The sequence below is a fragment of the Salinivibrio sp. ES.052 genome, assembly GCF_900141775.1.
Taxonomy (GTDB): domain Bacteria; phylum Pseudomonadota; class Gammaproteobacteria; order Enterobacterales; family Vibrionaceae; genus Salinivibrio.
Genome location: NZ_FSRI01000003.1, coordinates 510,720 through 533,034, shown reverse-complemented (window position 1 = coordinate 533,034; position 22,315 = coordinate 510,720). Strand labels below are relative to the sequence as shown.

Below are 22,315 nucleotides of genomic sequence, written 5' to 3'. Positions count from 1 at the left end.
AAATGGAACTTTATTGATGGATATATTCCCAAACCTATCATTTGAAGAAAATGAAGTAATTAGGTGGCTTAGCATCATTATATGTTTATTTTTAGGGCTACTAACTCCCAAAAGGCAGTAAATAAATACTTTCATCACGTTCATTTCTTTTCGAAAAGGTCACGCTCCACTGTGGGTATAGCTTATTACAGGAGCCGTTGGCGATGGGATGACTGCTGACTCCTTATACAATGAGATGAAAAAATGACCAGTATAATAGGTTTTTCTGTTACATCTATTTTTCTTTTCTATTTATTATGGCGAATAAATACCAAGCCATGCAAAGGAAAGTTTTTTTCCTAAGGGTTATTGTACCTTTTCCCTTTGCAATACAATTTTTTTCTATTTTTCAATATGGAAACAAGACTGCTGGCGTGCCTGTGAGAGTTACATTCTTTGAGGATATTATAGTTCATTACTTACATCTACCGAACCCTGCCGTTCAGTGGCTATCATTTATTTTTTGTATGCTCATTGTTATTTTTTGCTTTCCCAAAAAGCCAAAGTAACCGACTGATAAATAAATTAAAAATTACTATTTTTACTGAAAATCATGCGATCACCCTAACGTCTAACTCTTGGACTAAGGGCAAAAATGCTAAAAGATTTAAGCTATTTCGATATAGCTCGAGGATTACCTAAGAGGTTATCAAGCCTCAAGCCGACTATCTCTAGGCGCAGAGTCCGTAAGTGATAGTTTTACAACATATTCACTGTATAAAGAGGTACGAAAATGATCGCTCTTATATTGTTTTTTGTTATCTCTTTTGCCTTAATCTATTCCCTTTGGCGCCTAAATCGCATACCGTCGAATAGCACTCTCCTTTTTTTAAAATTTATATTTTTTTTATTCTTAGGCACTCAGTTCTGGGCAATATTCCAACATGGCACACAGACGGCTGGCGTGGCAGCTAGGATCCCTTTTTTTGAGGCATTTATTGTTTGTACAATGAACTTACCAAACCCTACAATCCAGTGGGCATCTCTGTTTTTTTTCATCTTAACACTGGTTTTTTGCCTACCAAAGCGAGTTATCAAATAGAAAATGTAAGCAATGGCACATCTCATTTACATATAACCGTTTTGATGGCAACATACACGTCTTTTAACATTTAAAAAGAAGATTGAAAAGAGAGAAAACCATTAATTATATATCATTTATAATAATAACTGTATTAATAGCCTATCACTTTAGGAAATGGGTCAAGAAAAGATCAAAAAGATGTTTATACATTTTTAAACATATCGTTTTACTTGTTGTTGGCGTACAATACTACTCAATTTTTTCATACAGCATGCCAGTAAAAGGGGGGGTAGATGGCAGGATTTTGTTCTTTGAAGATTTTTTGGTAGAAAGCCTAGACTTGCCCAACAGTGTTCAATTCTTTGCTTTGGCTTTCGTTATTTACCTAGCATTTTTTTGCCATCCCAAACGAGAACAATAAAAACTTCACATATGTGTGTTTTTACATAAAAACATTTAATCTTTATCTTAGATAATAAAGCACTTAAAATATTGACCTATAGTACAGTGACTTATCTTGAAGGCGACGAGTAAGTTCTCTTTAGGAGTAGAAGGCACAAGTGATTATTACACTGGAAGAAAATATATAAGGAGATAAACAATGATCGCTGAATTATCTTTTGCTCTTACATCACTAATAATAATATTAATAACAAGAAAATTATCAAAGCTTCGGTTATCGAAAATTGTATATTATCCATACTGCATTATTTTTTTCTTATTGGGTGTGCAGTTTTTCTCAATTGCATTATACGGAGTAGAGCTTAACGGGGTTGATGTAGAGCCTGATTTTTTTAACTCTTTGTTTACTCACTTCCTCCCCAACACAATCATTCAAATGGCTAGCTTTTTATCTTTGTGTACTATGTATATATTTTGCGCACCTAAACATCCCAAAAACTTTCCAAGGAATGATAAGTTTTAAATATTCCTCACTAAGTAAATAAAATTTTTCAGTGAAAAATGGGAATAAAAGCGTTTATGAGAGTAAAATATAGTATGTTATGGATGACGATAAGTATTATAAAAGGAGAATATCGCATTTGGACTTATAGCAAAAACCCAAAAATATTTAAGCTATTCATCCATAGATCCGAGACTTACTTGAGAGGTTATCAAGTAATGAGAAAGTATGCACTAGGAGTGGAAGCACCAGCAGATCACTACAACATCAAAGCTATAAAGGACTCGTAAAGTTGAGCGAATTTTTATTTTTCTTAATTACAGTTTTGTTATTAGCTATTTTACGAAAGGTGTCTCGTATACCCTTTAAAAGATCAGCATGCCTTTTCATCTACGTCGTTCTAGTTATTGGTTTTATCGGTGGAAATGACTACTCTATTTTCATAAATGGAGCTTTATTGATGGATATATTCCCAAATCTATCATTTAAAAAAAATGAAATGATTAGGTGGCTTAGTATCATTATATGTTTATTTTTAGGACTATTAACCCCCAAAAGGCAGTAAACAAACACTTTAATCATAATCGTTTATTTTCGAAAAAAATTCGCACTCACTCGCACTCGATATAGACAGGTATTTAAGTGATTGAAAAATATATTTTCGTGCTAACTTCCATTGTTTTTGTTTATTTATTAAAGAAGTTTAATGCATCGCCGTCGGAAAAAATCGTTTTCTTTTCCAAGTATGCACTGATGCTCATTAGCGCGGGTCAATACATGTCGATATTTTTTTACGGTGGTAAGGTAAAAGGAGGTTACGATGCCGGAGACATACTCTTTTTCAACGATACGATAGTAGACACTCTCCAGCTTCCTGGATATATACAATTTTTTGCCTTAGCAGTTGCTCTTTACCTCTGTGTATTTTGTCACCCGAACCACAAGAAAGGCACGTCGGATGCGGGATAACGTGTTACATAGACTATTCATGATCTGTCTTATCGTATTTCGTATCCCCTTCCCACGCTTTCCCGCTTCACGCCAACACTTTCCTGTCTGCACAGATTGGCAGTTTAGTGACAAATTTGTTGCTAATAAAACTTGACGGGTTTTCACTCCATGGTTTAACACTTAACTAGAGGCGAAACAAAATCTTATCCGGTGAGCGAGCCACATGGCCGTACGAGCGATGAGCCACAGTAGACAGTAGAGTCGCCTAGATAGGACCGCGCAACACCAGCGCTTCCTCCGTTTGTTCGATAACAAGACCGAAAAACGGCACCTTTCTGTACCGGTAATCATACTTGATCCAAGTTTGATTACCGGTCAGTAGTACGTTTATAAGCACCACAGTCGTGGTATTGAACAGGAGTCACGCGTATGAGCGACGTTGTATTGAAGTTCTCTTACGAAGAATACAGCGCCCGTTTAGCCAAGGTTCGCTATGCCATGGAAGAACACGAAATCGACACCTTGTTGGTACACGATCCGTCAAATATGGCGTGGCTGACTGGGTATGATGGCTGGTCTTTTTATGTGCCTCAGTGTGTTGTCATTGGCTCGACCGGTGATCCGCTATGGTTTGGTCGTATCCAAGACGCCAATGGCGCCCTGCGTACTGTGTATATGAATGCCGAGTGCATTAGTTACTATCCTGATCATTATGTGATGAACCCTCCACTCCATCCAATGGAGTACCTCTCTAATTATGTGCTGGCTGAACGCTACTGGGATCGCGGACGCATCGGTGTTGAGAAAGATAACTACTATTTCAGCGCCACCGCCTTTGAATCACTGAAAGACAACCTACCCATGGCAACCTTGGTCGATACGACCGGGCTGGTCAACTGGTGCCGCGCAGTCAAATCCGATCAAGAGCTCACTTACATGCACACCGCGGCACGTATCGTGGAGAATATGCACCGTGTCGCCTTTGAGATGATTGAACCGGGCTTACCTAAGCACCTGCTGGTTGCCGAAATCAACAAACATGCAGTCGTCGGCCACGACGGTCATTTTGGCGATTATGCCGCCATTGTTCCAATGTTGCCCTCGGGAGGTGATGCCGCTGCGCCCCACTTAACTTGGGACGATCGTCCATTCAAACGTGGGGAAGGGACGTTTTTTGAAATTGCGGGGGTCCATCGTCGTTATCATTGCCCCCTCTCACGCACCATATTCTTGGGTGATCCTGGCATTGAATTTTTACGTGCCGACGAAGCGCTGCAAGTAGGTCTTGATGCAGGCCTTACCGTCGCCAAACCGGGGAATACCTGTGGTGATATTGCTAATGCACTCAATGATGCACTATTGCGTTATGGATTCGATCGTGAAGGGGCGCGTTGTGGCTATCCGATAGGGTTAAGCTACCCACCCGATTGGGGCGAGCGCACCATGAGTTTGCGTCCCAGTGATCTAACGATTTTGCGCGAAGGAATGACCTTTCATTTTATGCCCGGGCTTTGGATGAAAGACTGGGGGATAGAAACCACAGAAAGCATCGTGATCACCCGCGATGGGGCTCAAACCTTGTGCGATCTACCGCGCCAATTATTCGTCAAACACTAGGCAAATATAGCGCTGACTGAACGAGGGCACAAAAATTGTGCCCTTTTCTATTCAGCTAAGTGAGTATTTTTAGCTACACTCATAACGTGATGATTTAAAATCAAACTTTATCTATTTTCGCTGGATTGATCACCACGACAGATGACAAGGAGAGGTTATGGAACCCACCGCGATTGAAGCTACCGTCGACTTTCATGCCGATGGCGTGCAGCATGGCTTTCTTAAACTGCCTCACTCTCACGACCAATCCGCATGGGGTTGTGTCACCATCCCGATCACCGTGATCAAAAACGGCGAAGGCAAGACAGCCCTGCTTACCGGAGGTAACCACGGGGATGAATACGAAGGCATTACTGCCTTGCTCAATACCTGTCATCAACTGATGCCAGGTGACATCAAAGGCCGTGTGATTATCCTTCCGTTGATGAACGCGCCCGCCGTGACCGCAGGCACACGCACTTCCCCTTGGGATCAAGGCAACATGAACCGCGCTTTTCCTGGTTCACCAACCGGCAGTGTGACCGAGCAAATTGCCGATTACTTCACCCGCTATTTGATCCCTCAGTGTGATACCGCACTCGATATTCATTCTGGTGGTAAAACCTTGGATCTTATTCCCTATGCGGCGTCACACCGATTAGAAAACCTGCAACAAGCCGACGCCTGTGCCGAAGGGGCGCGTCTGTTTGGTGCACCGTATCAGGTGCAAACCACTGAAATGGATGCCACCAGCATGTACGACACCGCCGTCGAGCAACAAGGCAAAGTATTTGTGACCACAGAACTTGGTGGCGGCGGCACCAGCACACCAGACTCCATCGCGATTACCCAACGTGGTATTCATAACTTTTTAGTATTTTCGGGCATTCTACAAGACGACTATCGCCACCCACCCACCGCGCCCACCAAGCTCGAGCTACCAGATAAACACTGCTATGTGCAAAGTGAACACGCGGGCATTATTGAGTTCTCTGTGCACTTAGGCGATACCATCAAGCAAGGTGATTTGATAGGCAAAGTGCATAATATTGAACGTACGGGCACCGAGCCTGTCCCCTACTATGCCGAACGTGATGGCATTTTATTGGCCAAACGTCACCTTGGACGGATCTTTATCGGCGATACCTTTGCGGTAATTGCCGAGCCTGTTTAGCGGAGGGGCCATGAAGCTGGATAAGTTCGATATCAAAATTTTGCAAATCTTGCAGCAAGATGGCCGCATGACCAAATCCAATCTCGCGCAGGCCATCAACCTGTCTGTGAGCCCCTGTTGGGAGCGGGTAAAACGGCTCGAGCAAGCCGGTGTCATCGAGGGCTATGGCGCACGTATCAACCCAGATGCGATGGTTAAACTTAACACTGTGCTGGTCGAGATCACCCTTGGCCAGCATGATGTTGACAGTTTTCAACGTTTCGAACGTGCCATGCAGCACTGCGACGATGTCAAAGAGTGTTGGGCGACGGGCGGTGGGATTGATTATATTGTTCGTCTTGGTGTCACCGACATTGACTACTATCAGCGCCTGATTGATAGCTGGCTAACTGACGACCTTGGCATCAAACAGTACTACACCTATATCGTCACCAAACAGGTGAAGCGACCGACCCTCACCTTACCGCTTGAAACACCGGATATTGCTGCCAATGGTTAAAAAAAGGCTTAATCCTTGCTTGCTAGTACGCAATCACGTACCCGCATAAGTCGTTAACTTTTTAGCAACATCTATTTACCTGTTACATCACCGCATGACATGTCCAACATTAAAGACAATTAAGTTCACCTATCAATAAAAGCTTCACTAGCCTTTATCACTGTGACTTTCACAATACTCACGGAAGATAGAGGGAACCATGAAAAGACCGTTATTATTCTGTACGACACTAGCAGTAATGACACTTTGTTCATCATCGGCAGTAGCTAACATCGGTGACAAAGCGCTCAGTCCAATCCAAATCGCAAGCCAATACTCGCTGGATGCCAACCTCACACCACCACCAAATTTCCAGGCATTTTCACTCACTACCCCTTATCAAAAAACCATCAAAGTACACCAAGTTAACGCCGCCTTTATTAAGGTACATTTTTCGCAATTCTCTCTACCGGAGGGGGCCTATGTCACAGTGAGCAGTGAAGATGGTCAAGAGCACTATCGTTACACCATGCAAGTCAATGGCCAGCGCACCTTCAACGCAAAAAACGGCGAAGACGGTGTGAATCAGTTTGCGGCCATGTCAGTGCATGGCGACACCGCGAAGGTCACGCTCACCCTCCCCGCAGGCACACAATGGCAATCAAAACATGCCCTGCTTATCGATACCTATAAAGCGGGCGATCCCAGCGATGAAATTATTGCTGAGCAAGACATCGGTCAGCTGTCCACCTGTGGTATTAACGAGCGCAAAGACGTCGCTTGCTGGCAGGACAGCCAACCAGAAGAATATGAGCGCAGTCGCCCAGTGGCCCGTTTATTAATGAATGGCAGTGGCTTATGCACCGGCTGGCGTGTAGGGCCAGACAATCACATGTTCACCAACAACCACTGTGTCGAAAGCCAGACCGAGCTTGCCAACACCGAAGTGTGGTTTAATTATCAGCGCCCCACCTGTGGCAGTGGTCAAATTACTGATGTGGTGAAAGTCACTGGTGCGCAACTACTCAACACTGATTACACCCTCGATTACACCCTATTTAGCGTGAACAACTTCGCCAAAGTGGCGCAGTTCGGTTATATGGGACTTGATGTGCGCCAACCTCAACGTGGCGAAACCATTTTTATTCCGCAACACGGCGCAGGTAACCCGAAAGAGCTCTCGATTGAAAGCGACCAAAACAGTGGTGGAATATGCCAGATTGACGTCGCCATCACCAATGGTCGCGGAACGGGTACAGACACCGGCTATTTTTGTGACACCACTGGCGGCTCATCGGGCTCACCCGTGCTCGCAAAAGACAGCCACAATGTGATAGCCCTGCATCACTTTGGCGGCTGTGAAAACCAAGGGGTGCGTATTGACAAAATTTGGCCACAAGTGGCCGGTGAGTTTGATAATGTCCCTCCTAAAGGCGATCACCAGTCGGGAGGCGTGCCAAATGCTATCTTTACGGGACAATGCACAGCACTAAGCTGTGAGTTTGACGCCAATGGTGCCAATGACAGCGATGGCAGCATCGTCAGCTATCAATGGGACTTTGGTGATGGCTATCAAGCGAATGGTGTGACAGCGTCACATAAGTACGGCACCGCTGGCACTTATTCCGTGGCACTGACCGTCACCGATGACCAAGGGCTGACGGATTCGGTGCGTAAAGCCTTTACCGTGGACAATGTTAACGACTTTCCACGCACCGAGCTAAGCGGTCAACGCAGCAGCTGGCAATACTTCGCTTATACCGCGCCACAAGCAGGCAGCGCCACCGTGCGCATGTATGGTGGCACGGGCGATGCCGACTTGTATGTACAAAAAGGCACCAAGCCAGACCAAAACCAGTACCAATGTCGCCCGTACACCAGTGGCAACAATGAACGCTGTCAGGTGGATGTCAACGCTGGCGATGAGGTGTTTATTGGTATTCGTGGCTATCGTACTTTCACTGGTGTCACATTGGATGTGAACCCATAAACAATCGCGCAAGCCTCAGGTGCACTGATTTATTGGTGCACCTGATTTTATCCTAGCCTCCGCGTCTATCCATAGCTTTATCACGTACAATTCAGCACTTTTATCGCTACCAGAAAATTTTCTTCTGTCATTGCGTGGTTTAAGAAAAAATTTCGTCAATTCGGCGTTTGAACAAAAAACCTCTTTTTCGCCCATTGCATACAGTAACAGTATGCAAACGCTGATAGGCAGCGTGGCGATTTTGAACCAGGAGGGAGTATGACCGTATTCCAATCACGCGATCTTAACTACACTGGCAGCGCAGCCAATGCATTGCGTCATGATGTAGCCGGCAAAGCCAGTTCAGACGTTCTCGCGTACCTGGACGATCAGCGTCTTTTTCGCCAACTTGCCTATTGCAACGGTAAATGGGTCAATGGCGATTCAGATACACCCGTGCTCAACCCCGCGACGGGCGAAGTGCTTGGTTACACCGCATCGCTCAACGCCACGCAAATCAATCAAACCATCGATGACGCCGAGACCGCCTTCCATCTGTGGCGTGCCGAGTCCGCCGAAACACGCGCCAAGCTATTGATGAAATGGCACGACTTAATCATGGAAAACCAACACGATCTTGCTCATCTGATGGTACTGGAACAAGGCAAAACACTGCGCGACGCCGAGGGCGAAGTGGAATATGGTGCCTCCTTCATTCACTGGTTTGCCGAAGAAGCCAAACGCGTGTATGGCGACACCATGCCTAGCCACATTCCCAATGCACACTTGGCCACACTACGTGAGCCTATTGGAGTGGCCGCCTTAATCACCCCATGGAATTTCCCTAACGCGATGATCACCCGTAAGGCGGCGGCAGCCCTCGCCATTGGCTGTAGTGTGATCGTCAAGCCCGCAGAAGAAACGCCCTTTTCTGCGCTGGCATTGGCCGAGCTCGCGGAACGTGCGGGGATCCCAGCCGGGGTGTTTAACGTGATTATGGGCGACGCGCCCATGGTGTCTACCCAGCTCTGTCAAAGTGACAAAGTCAAAGCGCTGAGCTTTACCGGCTCAACGCGTGTGGGCCGGTTATTACTCGAGCAAAGCGCCCAAACTGTGAAAAAGTGCGCCATGGAGCTTGGCGGCAATGCGCCCTTTATTGTCTTGCCTGACATGGATATTCAACAAGCGGCGCGCGCGGCCATCGATGCCAAATTCCAAACATCAGGACAAGATTGCTTGGCCGCCAACAAAATTTTAGTGCCGCGTGACAAACATCAAGCGTTTGTCGATGCCTTCTCCGCGTTAATGGATGAACTTGAAGTGGGTAATGGTTTGCTGCCCAGTACCGATATTGGCCCATTGATTTCATCTCGTGCCGTGGATAAAGCACAAGCCATTGTCGATGACGCCATAGCCAAAGGGGCGACCGTGATGGGCGGAAAACTCAACCCCAACCTAGGCGAAAACTTCTTTGCCCCCACACTCATCACCAAGGTGACACCCGATATGTTGGTGTATCAAGAAGAAAACTTTTGCCCCGTGGCGGGCGTGATTGCCTACGATAACTTGGATGAGGCGATTGCGATGGGCAACGATACCGAGTACGGACTCTCTGCGTATGTGTATGGCAATGATATTCGTGATATTTGGCGCTGCCTGCGCGGCTTAGAAGTCGGAATGGTCAGTGTTAATTCGGTGAAAATGACCGGCCACCCGATTCCATTTGGTGGCGTCAAGCAGTCGGGCTTAGGCCGTGAAGGAAGCCGTTATGGCATCGACGAATTTAGTGAAATCAAATACTACTGTTTAGGTGGCTTGCCCACGGTGAGCGGCAGCTAATTCAGGTTTGCTGACGGATAAGGAGACTGATCATGCGTCCAGAAACAAAAGCCTTGTTGGAAAAAGACAGAAACACCGTATTCCATGCTTCAACCCACTTGAAGCAGTATGCGCACGGCGAGATGCCAGGCCGAGTGATTGAGACAGGCAAAGGTATTCGCATCACCGACTCCGAAGGGATTGAGCTGATTGATGGCTTCGCTGGGCTCTACTGCGTCAATATCGGTTATGGCCGTGAAGAAATGGCCGACGCCATTTATGAGCAAGCGAAAAAGCTCGCGTACTATCACACCTATGTAGGCCACACCAACGAAGCGCTCGTGACCTTATCAGACCGCCTGATCAACATGGCGCCCGGCATGAGCAAGGTGTATTACGGGATGTCGGGCAGTGATGCCAACGAAACACAACTTAAGATCGTTTGGTATTACAACAATGCGCGTGGCAAGCCTGAGAAAAAGAAAATCATCTCGCGTGATCGTGGTTATCATGGCTCGAGCGTGGCATCAGGATCACTCACAGGCTTGCCCTTGTTCCATGCCCACTTCGATTTACCGATCGAGCGCATCAAACATACCATGGCTCCCTACTATTATCGCCGTGAAGACAGCGGCATGACAGAGCCTGAGTTCGCACAGCATTGCGCGGATGAACTGGAGAAAATGATCCTTGCGGAAGGACCCGATACGGTCGCAGCGATGATTGCCGAACCCGTGCTTGGCACCGGTGGGATTGTGCCACCGCCAGAAGGGTATTGGGCCGCCATTCGTAAAGTGCTCGACAAGTATGATGTATTGCTGATTGCCGATGAGGTGGTGTGTGGTTTTGGCCGCATTGGTAGCGACTTTGGCTCGATTTACTACGACATGAAGCCTGATCTGATTACCGTTGCCAAAGGGTTAACATCTGCCTATCAGCCACTGTCTGGGGTGATGATCGGTCACAAGGTATGGGATGTACTGGAAGACGGCACCGACACCTGGGGCGCGATTGGTCATGGCTACACCTACTCCGGTCACCCTCTAGGGGCCGCGGCAGCATTGTGTAACCTCGATATCATTGAGCGAGAAAACCTCACCCAGAACGCGGCAACCACGGGTGAATATCTGCAAATGAAGATGAAAGCGGCGTTTGCGGATCACCCGTTGATTGGTGATAGCCGTGGCGTCGGCTTGCTGCATGCACTGGAATTCTCGTCTGATCGTGCTAACCGTAGTCACTTTGATCCCAGCTTGAAAGTGGGGCCACTCGTGGCAGCAGCCTGTATGGAGCAAGGATTGATTGCACGAGCCATGCCACACGGCGACATTCTGGGTTTTGCACCACCACTGGTGGTCACCCCCAATGAAGTAGACGACATCGTTGCCCGCGCGCAAATCGCCGTCGATAAGGTAATGGATACGCTGGTTTCCAGTGGGAAATGGCAACCTAAATAAAGTTGATTGGCTGAAACCGCAAATAAAAAAAGCGCCGAATTAACGGCGCTTTTTATTATGGAATTGTCCCGTCCTGAAATACGTTGACATAAAGAGGACTTCTTTATGACAACATCAAGTAATTCAAGCCGTAAGCGCACGCAACGTGATTACACCTTAGCCTTTAAATTAGGCGTTGTAGAGCGTGTTGAAAAAGGCGAAATGACGTACAAACAAGCTCAAGCCCGTTTTGGCATTCAGGGCCGCTCAACGGTACTCGTCTGGCTCAGAAAACATGGTAGACTCGATTGGTCGAAGCCATTTCAGCATCCCCTTATGCCACATTCAAAAGAAACCCCATCCGAAACTATCAAGCGCCTTGAGCGTGAGTTAGCCGAAGAGAAACTGCGTAACCAAATCCTCAATGGTATGGTCGATATCATGGACAATGAGTACGGAGCCGGCCTCAGAAAAAAGTACTTATCCGGTACATCTGGCAAGCCAAAGCCAAAAGTAAAATAAAGTTAGCGGCGGCATGTCGTGCCACAGGCATTTCTCGGCAAGGTGTCTATCAAGCCGTTGCTCGAATGGAAAGCCGAAGAGCTGAACTATCAATCATCAGAGACTGGGTCCAATACTGGCGTAAGTATATGCCGAGGTTAGGGGCGCGTAAGCTCTACGCGTTGGTAAAGCCCAAGCTAGCTGAACACGAAATTAAGCTAGGGCGAGACGGGTTTTTTAGCTATCTGAGAAGCGAAGGCTTACTGGTTAAACCCAAGAAAAGCTACACAAAAACTACGTGTAGTAAGCACTGGATGAAGAAGCATCCTAACCTGCTAAAAGAAGACGGACTGCATGATGCTGCGCATGTACTGGTCAGCGACATCACTTATGTTGAATCAGACCAAGGTGTGCACTATCTGTCACTGGTGACCGATGCCAACTCACGCAAGATAGTGGGTCATCACGTTAGCGAAGATATGAAAGTCGACAATGTAGTGAAAGCGCTGAAAATGGCCGTCAAAGATAAGCGCTATATCGGCAATGCGGTACATCACTCAGACCGAGGTTCGCAATACTGCTCAGCCGTTTATCAGAGTGCGCTACAGGAGAGTCAAATCCAGCCGTCGATGACGGATGGTTATGATTGCTACCAAAACGCGTTAGCGGAAAGAGTCAATGGCATACTGAAGCATGAGTTTTTACTGTACCGGTGTAAGACACTGACAGAGCTTAAAATACTGGTAAAAGAATCGATAGCGATATACAACGAAATGAGACCGCACCTAAGTTTAAGTATGGCAACCCCCAATCAGGTGCATAATAAAAAAGGCCAGCTACTGGAGCTGGCCTAAAAACTGTCAACCTATATTAGGACGGGACAAATAGCTTGCGACGCTATTAGCTTGCTGTTGCAGGCTGCAGCGCTAAGTTCGCTTCTTTTTCTTTTTGCATCCGCATCACCGCAATTGGACCGGTAATAAAGGTGAAAGCAATCAAGAAAGACACAGGCACAGCGGTGATCACAATGAACGACTGGAGCGCATTCAAGCCACCGTCACCGGCAAGCAGAAGCACACCCGCAACCACACCCATTATAATCGCCCAGAAAAGACGATGACGTCGGGTTGGCTGATTGTCACCTGACACAGCCATCGCAATCGAGTACGCCATTGAATCACCAGTTGTCGCCACAAACGTTGTGGTAAGCAACATAAAGGCCGGGATCAAAATCACGCTATAAGGCAGCTGTGACAGTGACGCAATCAAAATCGCAGGCAATCCCGCATCCGCCATCGGGCCAGAAATGCTGCCAGGCGATTGCAACTCATAAAAGATACCCGTACCGCCTAGCACAGAGAACCAGAAGTTAGTCGCAATCGGCGCACAAATCGCGACCGCGAAAATCAGTTCACGAATCGAACGGCCTTTCGAGATACGTGCGATAAAGATCGCCATCATGGGCGCAAAGCCGATAAACCAACCCCAGAAAAACCAGGTCCACCAGGCATTCCAACCACCATTATCGGTGTTCAGTGCGAGGGTGTGCATGTTACTGAGGTAGTAGCTAAAGCCTGAGCCAAATTGCTCAAAGATAAAGCCAGTAGGACCGAGTACGATCACCACGCCCAACAACACCGCCGCACCAATCACATTCATACGGCTGAGCCATTGTAGGCCTTTATCCATACCGGTAAACGCAGAGATGGAATAAATGGCGACGACAGCAGCTAAGATCAGCATCTGCATCGGCATGGTGTTCTCGATACCCACAAAGCTTTCCAAGCTATAACCCAGCTGGGTTGCTAGGAAGCCAATTGGGCCAATGGTTCCGGCTGCCACGGCAATGATGGAACAGGCGTCGATCACCGACCCCAACCAGTGGTTTTCCAGTTTATCACCGAGCAATGGGTATAGCAGCGCGCGAGGACGCAGACGAACACCGGCTTGGTGATGTGCATACATAAGGACGATGGTCGCCAAGGTGCCTAATACCGCCCAGGCTAAGAAGCCCCAGTGGAAAAAGCTTTGGCTTAACGCAGGGGCAACAGTTTCCATCACCCCCGCTTCCATCTCACCCAGTGCTGGGGGTGGCGTCATGAAGTGATAGATAGGTTCCGCGGCTGACCAAAAGACACCACCGCCGGCAAGCAGGGTACACATGATCATCGCAACCCAACGGAAACGACTCATCGAGACGGTATCCGTGGCGCCAAGTTTCAATTTACCGTATTTGCTGCCGCCGATAGCAAGCGCCAGCACGAAATTGATCACCATTAGCCACTGCCACCAGTAACCAAAAAGGTTGGCAGACTCAGAGAATAGAGACTGGATCACAGAGGAAAAATGTTTTAGGTCAAACAGGGCAAAGGCAAGGAAGACAGCGACAAAGCCGATGGTAAATACGGCAACAAGTCGGTCATTATTTTGTGTAGATTTAAGCATTAGTTCGCTCACAAGGTGTGTGAGGGATGGGACTCTATCAGCGTGGCGAATGAATGACCAGAACAAATTGACTCACAGGGATAGAGAAGAAACCGTGACAGACATCACTTATTCAGATTTGGCGGGGGTTTAAAAGATTTATGACACTTTTATTAAATGCACAAAACGCCACCAGCTCGTACGTTATCAAGCTGGGTCTGCGCTTTTTTGTTTTCTCGTTGTTTTTCCCATTTCCAGGATCTTCTTATGCAACACTATCGTCGCACGATATAGTTTCGGGTGAACCTGCGTCTCACTTTTTTTGGCGCGATTACACGTCGAAATCACCGAAGCAGTGATACAAGCCGCGACTTTAAGCTGTCCAAGCTGGTAGGCATAGCTTGCTACTTTGATTGCCATAAATACAGATTGATCGCTGTATTTATAGTTACGCTCTGCAAATTTCTCAAAGCGAAGAAAGTCGCTATGGTAACCCTTAATAATTCGGTTAACGTGACGATCGTAATAGGCTTTGTACTTGGCGTAGCTTCCCTTAGGATTACTCGCCATGATGCCTTTCACCCAGACAAACGATTGCAGCTGTTCTTTTTCAAATAAGCCACTCAGCCAGGCAAACATATCCCCCCCTACTGCAAGCTTTAGTCACTTTATTCTACTTAATTTACGAGACTAATCTATTAAAAGGGAGAACTAAGTAATTGAGTGGCGGTTATTTAATCAGATATTCCTTATCCCATGGACAATGCCATGGGTGTAAAGGCGTAGATAGATAGGAGGGAATCAGGCTCGGGTATTAATGATGATGGTATAGGTGGCATCATCCAGAGGTAGCATATGCAAGACCTGCTCTCCCAGTGCTGGGTGCGAGAGTAGGTAGTTCCCTTGCGGGAAGCGCGTATCTTCAGGCCCTTGCAAGATCAGGCTGAAGTTCTCCACACTGTGTCCATTAACGTCATCGCCATGGCCGGGATGGGTATCCACACGTACAAGCGTCATTGCATATTCGGTATCGGTTCCATCAATGAGCGTGATTGTTTCATCAATCAACTCGCTAACATGCTGGCAAGATAGTACATTCATCATCCCTCCCGCGATCCTCACAGGGTTGTGAGTTTTTATAGCTTTAGTTTTAAGATTAGATGAGAAATTCGACAATGCACAATAGCTTAGTGATTTTTTCAGTGAGTTAACGCAACAACAAGCAATCACCTTGTTCAAGTTTGTCGCAGTCGGTAATACACCCGTCAGTGAAGGGATCAGTGACGCATAATAAAAAGCCGCTCCATAAGAGCGGCTTCGTAACGCGATTCCTTGTTGGTTGTTGGTCAATGAAAATGTCGTTTACATTGCCCCGAGTGCTCACTACGTTGAGCGTCCTCACCGCATGGTCTTGTGTTGATTGCCTGGTTGGCGGCTAACAAGGTGTCGTCATGGGCGCCTGACATTATCGGGGACTTAGCTCATTGTGGCGCGCTACTGCGCGCTAATCATCTACCAAATTGTGTGTCAGCTTGGCTGACATCTTTAGTAAAGCACACTCTCACCACAGCGCTACCACGTGCCGTTTAAATTGTGAACAGGGTAATAAATCCGACACAAACTCGGATTTCGCACAGCATACCGGCCCAATTTATGCCACTAACCGATGCCAAAATAAAAAATTTCTCACATCACTAGACGACCGGTCTAATCTTGATTATGCTACCTTTCATGAAATCAAGCAGCACAGCAGAACACACCAGCCATAACACCACTCACCAGCATTTGCTGGATACGGGCGTAAGCGTCATGGCGCAATTTGGCTTCAGTGGTGTCGGGCTCAGCGCAATACTCAAACAGGCTGGCGTCCCCAAGGGGTCGTTTTATCACTATTTTGCGTCAAAAGAGCAATTTGGTCAGGCCGTGTTAGAGCATTATTTCTCGCGTTACTTAGCAGACGTTAATCGTCTTATGACAGAGACAAGCATGCGACCAATTATTCGAGTCCATGGCTATTTTACGCGCTGGCAAGCACAGTACTGCAGCCTAGATCCAGTGCAAACTTGCTTAGTGGTGAAGTTAAGTGCAGAGGTGGCGGATTTATCCGAGCCAATGCGGCTGGCACTGCGCGATGGTACCGATAAGTTAATTGGCTGCTTAGCTGATACGCTCGCTCAAGCCAATGATGTGTTTGATGATAAAACCGCACTGACCACTGCCACGACCTTGTATCAATTGTGGCTGGGTGCCAGTTTGTTAACCAAGCTGCATCGCAACGACAGTCATCTCGCGCAAGCGATGACCATCACCGAAGAAAAGCTCGGGCTGATCGATTAATCAAGCCGTGCCATACAAAGCACGGTGCAAACAATAAGTAAACACCCGATGCGTGACACCCGCGACTTTATTATTTGTCTCGCGCAGCCACCATCAACACAAAACCCGCTGAAGCGGGTTTTTAACCGGCACTAACTAGACGACCGGTCTAATTTAAATAAACGCTTGATACCATCAAGCACAATAAAAGGAAGGATGAGCAATGAACAACTTTGAGTTCTACAATCCCACACGTATCGTTTTTGGCGAAGGTAAGATTGCCGAGCTGGATCGGCTCATCCCGGCCGATTCAAAAGTTCTGATACTGTTCGGCGGCCAAAGTGCGCGCAAAAACGGCACCTTGGATGAAGTCGAACAAGCATTAGGTCAGCGTCAATTTGGCCTATTTGGCGGCATTGAGCCCAACCCACGTTATGACACCCTAATGAAAGCGGTCGAGAAAGTCGGCGCTGAAGGCTATAACTACCTCCTCGCCGTTGGCGGTGGCTCGGTGATTGATGGCACCAAATTCGTTGCTGCGGCCGCGAAATATGACGGCGACGCATGGGACATTCTCACCAGCATGGGTGGCAAAGTAGAAGCGGCGCTGCCATTTGGCTCCGTGCTCACTTTGCCTGCTACCGGCTCTGAGATGAACAAAGGCTCAGTGGTGACCCGTGAGTCGATGCAAGCGAAACTGCCGTTTATGAGCGAGCTGGTGTTCCCGCAGTTCTCAGTGTTGGATCCGGTGAAAACCTACACCCTACCTATCCGCCAAGTGGGGAACGGTGCGGTCGATGCGTTTGTTCACGTGGTTGAGCAATACCTCACCTATCCTGCCAATGCGCCGGTGCAAGACCGCTTTGCCGAAGGCCTGCTACAAACCTTGGTTGAGCTGGGCCCACAGGCTCTGGAAACCCCAGAAGATTACAACGTGCGTGCCAGCCTGATGTGGACAGCCACTCTGGCATTGAACGGCTTAATTGGTGTCGGTGTCCCGCAAGACTGGTCAACCCACATGCTCGGCCATGAGCTCACTGCTCAGCATGGCTTAGACCACGCCCAAACCCTTGCCGTGGTACTGCCTGCGATGCTCAACGAGAAGTTTGAGCAAAAACAGGCCAAACTCGCACAATTTGCTGAACGTGTTTGGCATATTGAGCAAGGTAGCGACGCCGAGAAAGCCAAATTAGCGATCGAGAAAACGCGCGATTTCTTCGAGCGCATGAACGTGAAAACACGCATGCGGGATTACGATCTGGATGAAACCGCGATTGAGCCGTTGATTGAAAGTCTAACCCAACACGGTATGACCCAGCTCGGCGAACATGGCGATGTTACCCCGGACGTGTGTCGCCGCGTGCTGCAAGCCGCGCTCTAATCACCGGTTTATTTCATTGCTATTGTGAGGCGCGCTGAATCAGCCGCCTCTTTTCCCAACATCAAGGGAGGAACTAATGTCAGCATTAACAAATCAACGTTTTGTTCTCGCATCACGCCCAGTTGGCGCACCCACTGCCGAGAACTTTCGCTTAGAAGAAGTCGCCATTCCCGCACTTGGCAACAACGACGTCCTGATTGAAAACCATCACCTATCGATTGACCCATACATGCGCGGCCGGATGAGCGATGCTAAATCGTACGCTGAACCGGTAGCGATTGATGGCCTGATGGTCGGCGCCACCGTGGGTCAAGTACTGGAATCGAACCATGCCGATTACCAAGCCGGCGATTGGGTACTGGCTTATAAAGGCTGGGAAACCCATTCTGTCGTCGATGGCGATACCCTGCTTAAACTTAACCCTGATCTCGCGCCGGTTTCATACGCACTTGGGATCTTGGGAATGCCCGGCTTCACCGCCTACATGGGCTTATTAGATATCGGCCAACCCAAAGAAGGCGATACTCTTGTCGTCGCGGCCGCAACCGGCCCCGTTGGTGCGACCGTCGCACAAATTGGTAAGCTGAAAGGCTGCCGCGTGGTAGCGGTTGCCGGTGGTGAAGATAAATGCCAATACGCTCGTGAACACCTCAGTGTTGACGCCTGTATCGATCACAAAGCCGATAACTTTGCCGAGCAGCTTGCCGAAGCCTGCCCGCAAGGCATTGATGTGTACTTTGAAAACGTCGGCGGCAAGGTATTTGATGCGGTGATGCCATTACTTAACACAGGGGCACGTGTTCCCGTGTGTGGCTTGGTATCTCAATACAACAACACCGCCCTGCCAGAAGGCCCAGACCGCCTTTCGCAGTTGATGGGGACCATCTTGGTTAAGCGCCTAACCGTAAAAGGTTTCATCATTTTTGATGACTACGCGCACCGTTATCCCGAGTTCGCTCACGACATGGCCAAATGGGTCGGTGAAGGCCAAATCCATTACCGTGAACACGCGGTGGATGGCTTTGAGCAAGCGCCTCAAGCACTGATTGATGTACTCGAAGGCCGAAACTTCGGCAAGATGGTGGTCAATATTAAATAAAGTATCCGCGCTTTATCTCGTAATACCGAAAACCCTGCCTCCCCCTTAGCGATGGATCGCTAAGGGGGTTTTTTATGAGTGACGTTCGCTTTTCCGTTCCACTCCCCTTCTTGATGCAGAAGAAACACTCAGTGCCAACTACACTAATGGGGATGATTGACTAGCTTCATCGAAATTTGGCAAGGCTGACCGCAGGACACAACCGCCCCACACCTGTTTCAGCTAAGAAAGAGGATGTATTCAAAATGGCCAAAGTCGCACCCATGATTCGTCATCAGATCAACCTCGGTTTTGCGTTTGTTCTGATTATGGCATTACTGACGATTTTTGCGGTGGTGGAATGGAAAGTAAAACCGGATCTGATTGCGCAGCGACAAGAGCGGATCAACATCAACCAGCACGCCCTGCTCGATTTACTTGATGCCAAACTCGGCCAAATCGAACTATTGACCAGTACGATGGCGTTAGCGGGCACCACGCTCCCCAAAGATGAAGCCCTGTTCCGCACCACCTTTCCTGAGATCCTCAATAATCATGGCGATCCTGCAATTGCCGGCGGAGGCATCTGGCCCGAGCCCAACATGTTTAAACAAGGGGTGGAGCGGCGTAGCTTTTTCTGGGGTCGCGCGGGAGAAAGCATGGTTTACTATGACGATTACAATCACCCAGAGGGCAAGGGTTATCACAATGAGAGCTGGTACAAAGCCGGACACGGTGCGCCTATAGACAGATGCCACTGGTCAAACGCCTACATAGATCCTTTTACCAAAGCGCCGATGATCACCTGTACCGTGCCGATGAAAGACGATGAGCGCTTTGTGGGTGTCGCGACCGTAGATATGAGGCTAGCAGGTATTGCGGACATACTTTCACGATACGGTAAAGAAAACGGCGGCTATGTTTTCGCCCTTGACGCAAACAACAAGACGATCAGCTTTCCCAAGTCTGCGATAAAATTCCAGCCTTACAGACACACATTGCGAACGATGGATGAACTGAAGCAGCAACTACCCTGGCTGCAACAAGCTTTTAAGACAAGCCAAGAGCTCACAGAAAGCAAAATGATAACCATAAAGAACGACGGTATTTTCAGCGAAGCCGCCTATGTGCATCTCATTAAGTACCCTCAAACAGGTTGGGTCATTGGGCTGGCCGTCCCTAAGAGCAAAATGACCGCCGCCGCCGATAATATGGGACTGTTTTTAATGATAGCAATTGGCGGCCTACTGCTCGTTGTCGGAATGATAGCTACCATCACCGCCCGCAAGCTATTGGACAAAATTCAACAGACAGCCCAGCAGATATGGGAGCTCATTGAAGGTGAAACCACCGAAGAGCTAACAATAGGGAACATAAACGAAGTCGGCGAATTACGCCAAGCTGTTAACGCTTACGGTGAGAAGCTTAAGTCACTGCTCAGACGCCTAGAAGCGATCCAAGATGAACTGGTTCAAAGTGAAAAACTGTCCTCACTTGGCTCTCTAGTCGCAGGCATTGCTCATGAGCTTAATACACCCATTGGCAACGCGCGGATGTCTTCAACTTCAATACTCGATACCAAACAAGAATTTGTTCACAAACTCGAACAACCGATTACGCGTGACGATTTGGACCTATTTCTCACTCACGTCGATGAAGGAGCGCGCATTGTTGAGCGTAACATGTCACGCGCGTCCCAATTGATCCGTGCTTTTAAGCAGCTTGCCGTCGATCAAACCAGCGATATGAGACGAGAGTTCGATCTTCACCACCTTATCAACGAAGTCCATCTCTCTTTACGTCCGACACTTCAGCGCACGTCTCACCACCTTGACGTAGATATCCCTGAGGCGATTCAGCTGAACAGTTACCCTGGCGCTCTCACCCAAACGCTGATCAATTTAATCAATAATGCGCTAGTGCATGCATTTACCCAAAAAGATCAAGGTCATATCCACATCCAGGCCACTAAGGACACAGAAGGCTTAGCACATATTACCGTCTGCGATAATGGCACAGGGATGACGCCCGAGGTACAAAAACGCATTTTTGACCCCTTTTATACCACCCGACTCGGTCAAGGCGGCTCAGGTCTTGGCTTACATATCACCTTCAACCTCGTTACCGGCATACTCGGTGGCCGTATTGAGGTGCAAAGCGAACCCAATCACGGTAGCTGTTTTACCATTACTATTCCGCTTATCGCCCCCGAACGCGCCCTACCCAACAGTTAGGGCGCGTCGTGTGGAATTGAACGGATAGCGTGCTATTCAACGTTGAGCTGAACCGCGGTGGGTAAGGCAGTCATTGCGCCTTTTGCGGTAGTGGCCAGCGCGCCACAGCGGTTGCCTTGACGCACGGCCTCAGTCACCGCCTCTGGCGACTGCCAGTCGGGCAACTTGGTAAGGGCAGCCAACAAGCCGCCCATAAACGCATCACCAGCGCCAGTGGTATCCACAACCTTGGCGGGTGTCGTCGCCACCTGCCAAAGCGCTCGGTTGAACGCCACTTGTGCACCGTCACTGCCTTGCGTGACCACCCACAAAGCAACATTAGGTACCTGCGAGACAAGCACTTCAAGTTGTGATTCGATGGACAGGTTCTCGCCGGGCTCGGAGCCTGTCACTAACGGCGCGGTCAGTAAAGCAAGTTCATCATCAGACACTTTGACCACATCTGCCAGCGGCAAGGCTTGCCTCACGGTCTCTAGCATCTGCGCCTCGCTTTGCCACAAATCATCACGCAAGTTAGGGTCAAAGCTGACAAACCCACCCTGGTCACGACACGCTTGCATGGCGCCGAGCGTGGCCGATCGCGAGGGTTCGTTAGCTAACGCAATGGAGCAAGCATGTAACCACTGCCCCTTTTCAAACACAGGGAAGTCATCCGGCTGCACAAACTGATCGGCACTGGGTTTCACCATAAACGTAAAGCTACGCTCACCTTCGTCGTCCAGATCGACCAACACGGTTGAGGTGCGTTGCGCGTTATCGCGATGCATAAACGCAATGTCTACGCCTTCATCGGCCAACGTGGTTTGCATAAAACGTCCCAATGGATCGTCGCCCACTCGACCAATAAAGCCCGTTTTCTCCCCCAACCGGCTAATCGCCACGGCCACATTAGCGGGCGCACCGCCCGGACATTTTAGGTAGTGGCGTTCACCGTCAGGGATCAAATCCACTACCGCATCGCCAGTGACCCATACCTTACTCATCACGCTTGC

16 protein-coding genes are annotated in these 22,315 nt (G+C 48.3%); 12 read left to right on the top strand and 4 right to left on the bottom strand.

Features of this window, described 5'->3' with window-relative positions; genetic code table 11:
• Positions 1-2,609 precede the first annotated feature (2,609 nt).
• The 8 genes from BUQ98_RS15275 (at position 2,610) to BUQ98_RS16855 (ending at position 12,744) form a co-directional block, all read left to right on the top strand.
• Positions 2,610-2,936 (top strand): hypothetical protein, encoded by a 327-nt coding sequence (locus BUQ98_RS15275; RefSeq protein ID WP_074214640.1) that lies wholly within the window; start codon positions 2,610-2,612, stop codon positions 2,934-2,936.
• Between the two features lie 411 nt (positions 2,937-3,347).
• Positions 3,348-4,535, top strand: a complete 1,188-nt coding sequence (locus BUQ98_RS15270; RefSeq protein WP_074214639.1) for a M24 family metallopeptidase — start codon at positions 3,348-3,350, stop codon at positions 4,533-4,535.
• Positions 4,536-4,692: 157 nt separating this feature from the next.
• Complete coding sequence (gene doeB / locus BUQ98_RS15265) at positions 4,693-5,688, top strand: N(2)-acetyl-L-2,4-diaminobutanoate deacetylase DoeB (RefSeq protein ID WP_074214638.1); 996 nt, start codon at positions 4,693-4,695, stop codon at positions 5,686-5,688.
• A gap of 10 nt (positions 5,689-5,698) precedes the next feature.
• Positions 5,699-6,187 (top strand): Lrp/AsnC family transcriptional regulator, encoded by a 489-nt coding sequence (locus BUQ98_RS15260; RefSeq protein WP_074214637.1) that lies wholly within the window; start codon positions 5,699-5,701, stop codon positions 6,185-6,187.
• A 199-nt stretch (positions 6,188-6,386) separates the two neighbouring features.
• Positions 6,387-8,156, top strand: a complete 1,770-nt coding sequence (locus BUQ98_RS15255) for a PKD domain-containing protein (protein WP_074214636.1) — start codon at positions 6,387-6,389, stop codon at positions 8,154-8,156.
• Positions 8,157-8,414: 258 nt separating this feature from the next.
• Positions 8,415-9,974: an NAD-dependent succinate-semialdehyde dehydrogenase gene (locus BUQ98_RS15250; RefSeq protein WP_074214635.1), complete on the top strand. Its 1,560-nt coding sequence runs from the start codon at positions 8,415-8,417 to the stop codon at positions 9,972-9,974.
• Between the two features lie 32 nt (positions 9,975-10,006).
• Positions 10,007-11,410 carry an aspartate aminotransferase family protein gene (locus BUQ98_RS15245; RefSeq protein ID WP_074214634.1) on the top strand — a complete coding sequence of 468 codons (1,404 nt, stop codon included), beginning with the start codon at positions 10,007-10,009 and terminating at the stop codon, positions 11,408-11,410.
• 105 nt (positions 11,411-11,515) lie between these two features.
• A protein-coding gene (locus BUQ98_RS16855; protein WP_139294740.1) for an IS3 family transposase occupies positions 11,516-12,744 on the top strand; the annotation gives its coding sequence in 2 pieces (ribosomal slippage) (positions 11,516-11,867 and positions 11,867-12,744; 1,230 coding nt in all).
• 46 nt (positions 12,745-12,790) lie between these two features.
• Here BUQ98_RS16855 and BUQ98_RS15230 read toward each other — a convergent pair.
• From BUQ98_RS15230 to BUQ98_RS15220, 3 genes are all read right to left on the bottom strand, one after another.
• Complete coding sequence (locus tag BUQ98_RS15230) at positions 12,791-14,335, bottom strand: BCCT family transporter (RefSeq protein WP_074214633.1); 1,545 nt, start codon at positions 14,333-14,335, stop codon at positions 12,791-12,793.
• 186 nt (positions 14,336-14,521) lie between these two features.
• Positions 14,522-14,953, bottom strand: coding sequence for a hypothetical protein (locus BUQ98_RS15225; RefSeq protein WP_074214632.1), 432 nt, complete (start codon positions 14,951-14,953; stop codon positions 14,522-14,524).
• Positions 14,954-15,115: 162 nt separating this feature from the next.
• Positions 15,116-15,418 carry a DUF6916 family protein gene (locus BUQ98_RS15220; RefSeq protein WP_139294782.1) on the bottom strand — a complete coding sequence of 101 codons (303 nt, stop codon included), beginning with the start codon at positions 15,416-15,418 and terminating at the stop codon, positions 15,116-15,118.
• 627 nt (positions 15,419-16,045) lie between these two features.
• Here BUQ98_RS15220 and BUQ98_RS15215 point away from each other — a divergent pair.
• The 4 genes from BUQ98_RS15215 (at position 16,046) to BUQ98_RS15200 (ending at position 21,323) form a co-directional block, all read left to right on the top strand.
• Positions 16,046-16,651, top strand: coding sequence for a TetR/AcrR family transcriptional regulator (locus BUQ98_RS15215; protein ID WP_074214630.1), 606 nt, complete (start codon positions 16,046-16,048; stop codon positions 16,649-16,651).
• 202 nt (positions 16,652-16,853) lie between these two features.
• Positions 16,854-18,011: an iron-containing alcohol dehydrogenase gene (locus BUQ98_RS15210; protein ID WP_074214629.1), complete on the top strand. Its 1,158-nt coding sequence runs from the start codon at positions 16,854-16,856 to the stop codon at positions 18,009-18,011.
• Positions 18,012-18,087: 76 nt separating this feature from the next.
• Positions 18,088-19,110: an NADP-dependent oxidoreductase gene (locus BUQ98_RS15205; protein ID WP_074214628.1), complete on the top strand. Its 1,023-nt coding sequence runs from the start codon at positions 18,088-18,090 to the stop codon at positions 19,108-19,110.
• Positions 19,111-19,355: 245 nt separating this feature from the next.
• Positions 19,356-21,323: a sensor histidine kinase gene (locus BUQ98_RS15200; protein WP_074214627.1), complete on the top strand. Its 1,968-nt coding sequence runs from the start codon at positions 19,356-19,358 to the stop codon at positions 21,321-21,323.
• 32 nt (positions 21,324-21,355) lie between these two features.
• Here BUQ98_RS15200 and BUQ98_RS15195 read toward each other — a convergent pair whose 3' ends face one another.
• Positions 21,356-22,306, bottom strand: coding sequence for an aminoimidazole riboside kinase (locus tag BUQ98_RS15195; protein ID WP_074214626.1), 951 nt, complete (start codon positions 22,304-22,306; stop codon positions 21,356-21,358).
• Positions 22,307-22,315: the final 9 nt, after the last annotated feature.

Excerpts from the sequence above, each read along its gene's own strand:
- BUQ98_RS15270 (WP_074214639.1), top strand. The coding sequence starts at position 3,348 with ATGAGCGACGTTGTATTGAAGTTCTCTTACGAAGAATACAGCGCCCGT.
- doeB (WP_074214638.1), top strand. The coding sequence starts at position 4,693 with ATGGAACCCACCGCGATTGAAGCTACCGTCGACTTTCATGCCGATGGC.
- BUQ98_RS15260 (WP_074214637.1), top strand. The coding sequence starts at position 5,699 with ATGAAGCTGGATAAGTTCGATATCAAAATTTTGCAAATCTTGCAGCAA.
- BUQ98_RS15255 (WP_074214636.1), top strand. The coding sequence starts at position 6,387 with ATGAAAAGACCGTTATTATTCTGTACGACACTAGCAGTAATGACACTT.
- BUQ98_RS15250 (WP_074214635.1), top strand. The coding sequence starts at position 8,415 with ATGACCGTATTCCAATCACGCGATCTTAACTACACTGGCAGCGCAGCC.
- BUQ98_RS15245 (WP_074214634.1), top strand. The coding sequence starts at position 10,007 with ATGCGTCCAGAAACAAAAGCCTTGTTGGAAAAAGACAGAAACACCGTA.
- BUQ98_RS15230 (WP_074214633.1), bottom strand. The coding sequence starts at position 14,335 with ATGCTTAAATCTACACAAAATAATGACCGACTTGTTGCCGTATTTACC.
- BUQ98_RS15225 (WP_074214632.1), bottom strand. The coding sequence starts at position 14,953 with ATGTTTGCCTGGCTGAGTGGCTTATTTGAAAAAGAACAGCTGCAATCG.
- BUQ98_RS15220 (WP_139294782.1), bottom strand. The coding sequence starts at position 15,418 with ATGATGAATGTACTATCTTGCCAGCATGTTAGCGAGTTGATTGATGAA.
- BUQ98_RS15215 (WP_074214630.1), top strand. The coding sequence starts at position 16,046 with ATGAAATCAAGCAGCACAGCAGAACACACCAGCCATAACACCACTCAC.
- BUQ98_RS15210 (WP_074214629.1), top strand. The coding sequence starts at position 16,854 with ATGAACAACTTTGAGTTCTACAATCCCACACGTATCGTTTTTGGCGAA.
- BUQ98_RS15205 (WP_074214628.1), top strand. The coding sequence starts at position 18,088 with ATGTCAGCATTAACAAATCAACGTTTTGTTCTCGCATCACGCCCAGTT.
- BUQ98_RS15200 (WP_074214627.1), top strand. The coding sequence starts at position 19,356 with ATGGCCAAAGTCGCACCCATGATTCGTCATCAGATCAACCTCGGTTTT.
- BUQ98_RS15195 (WP_074214626.1), bottom strand. The coding sequence starts at position 22,306 with ATGAGTAAGGTATGGGTCACTGGCGATGCGGTAGTGGATTTGATCCCT.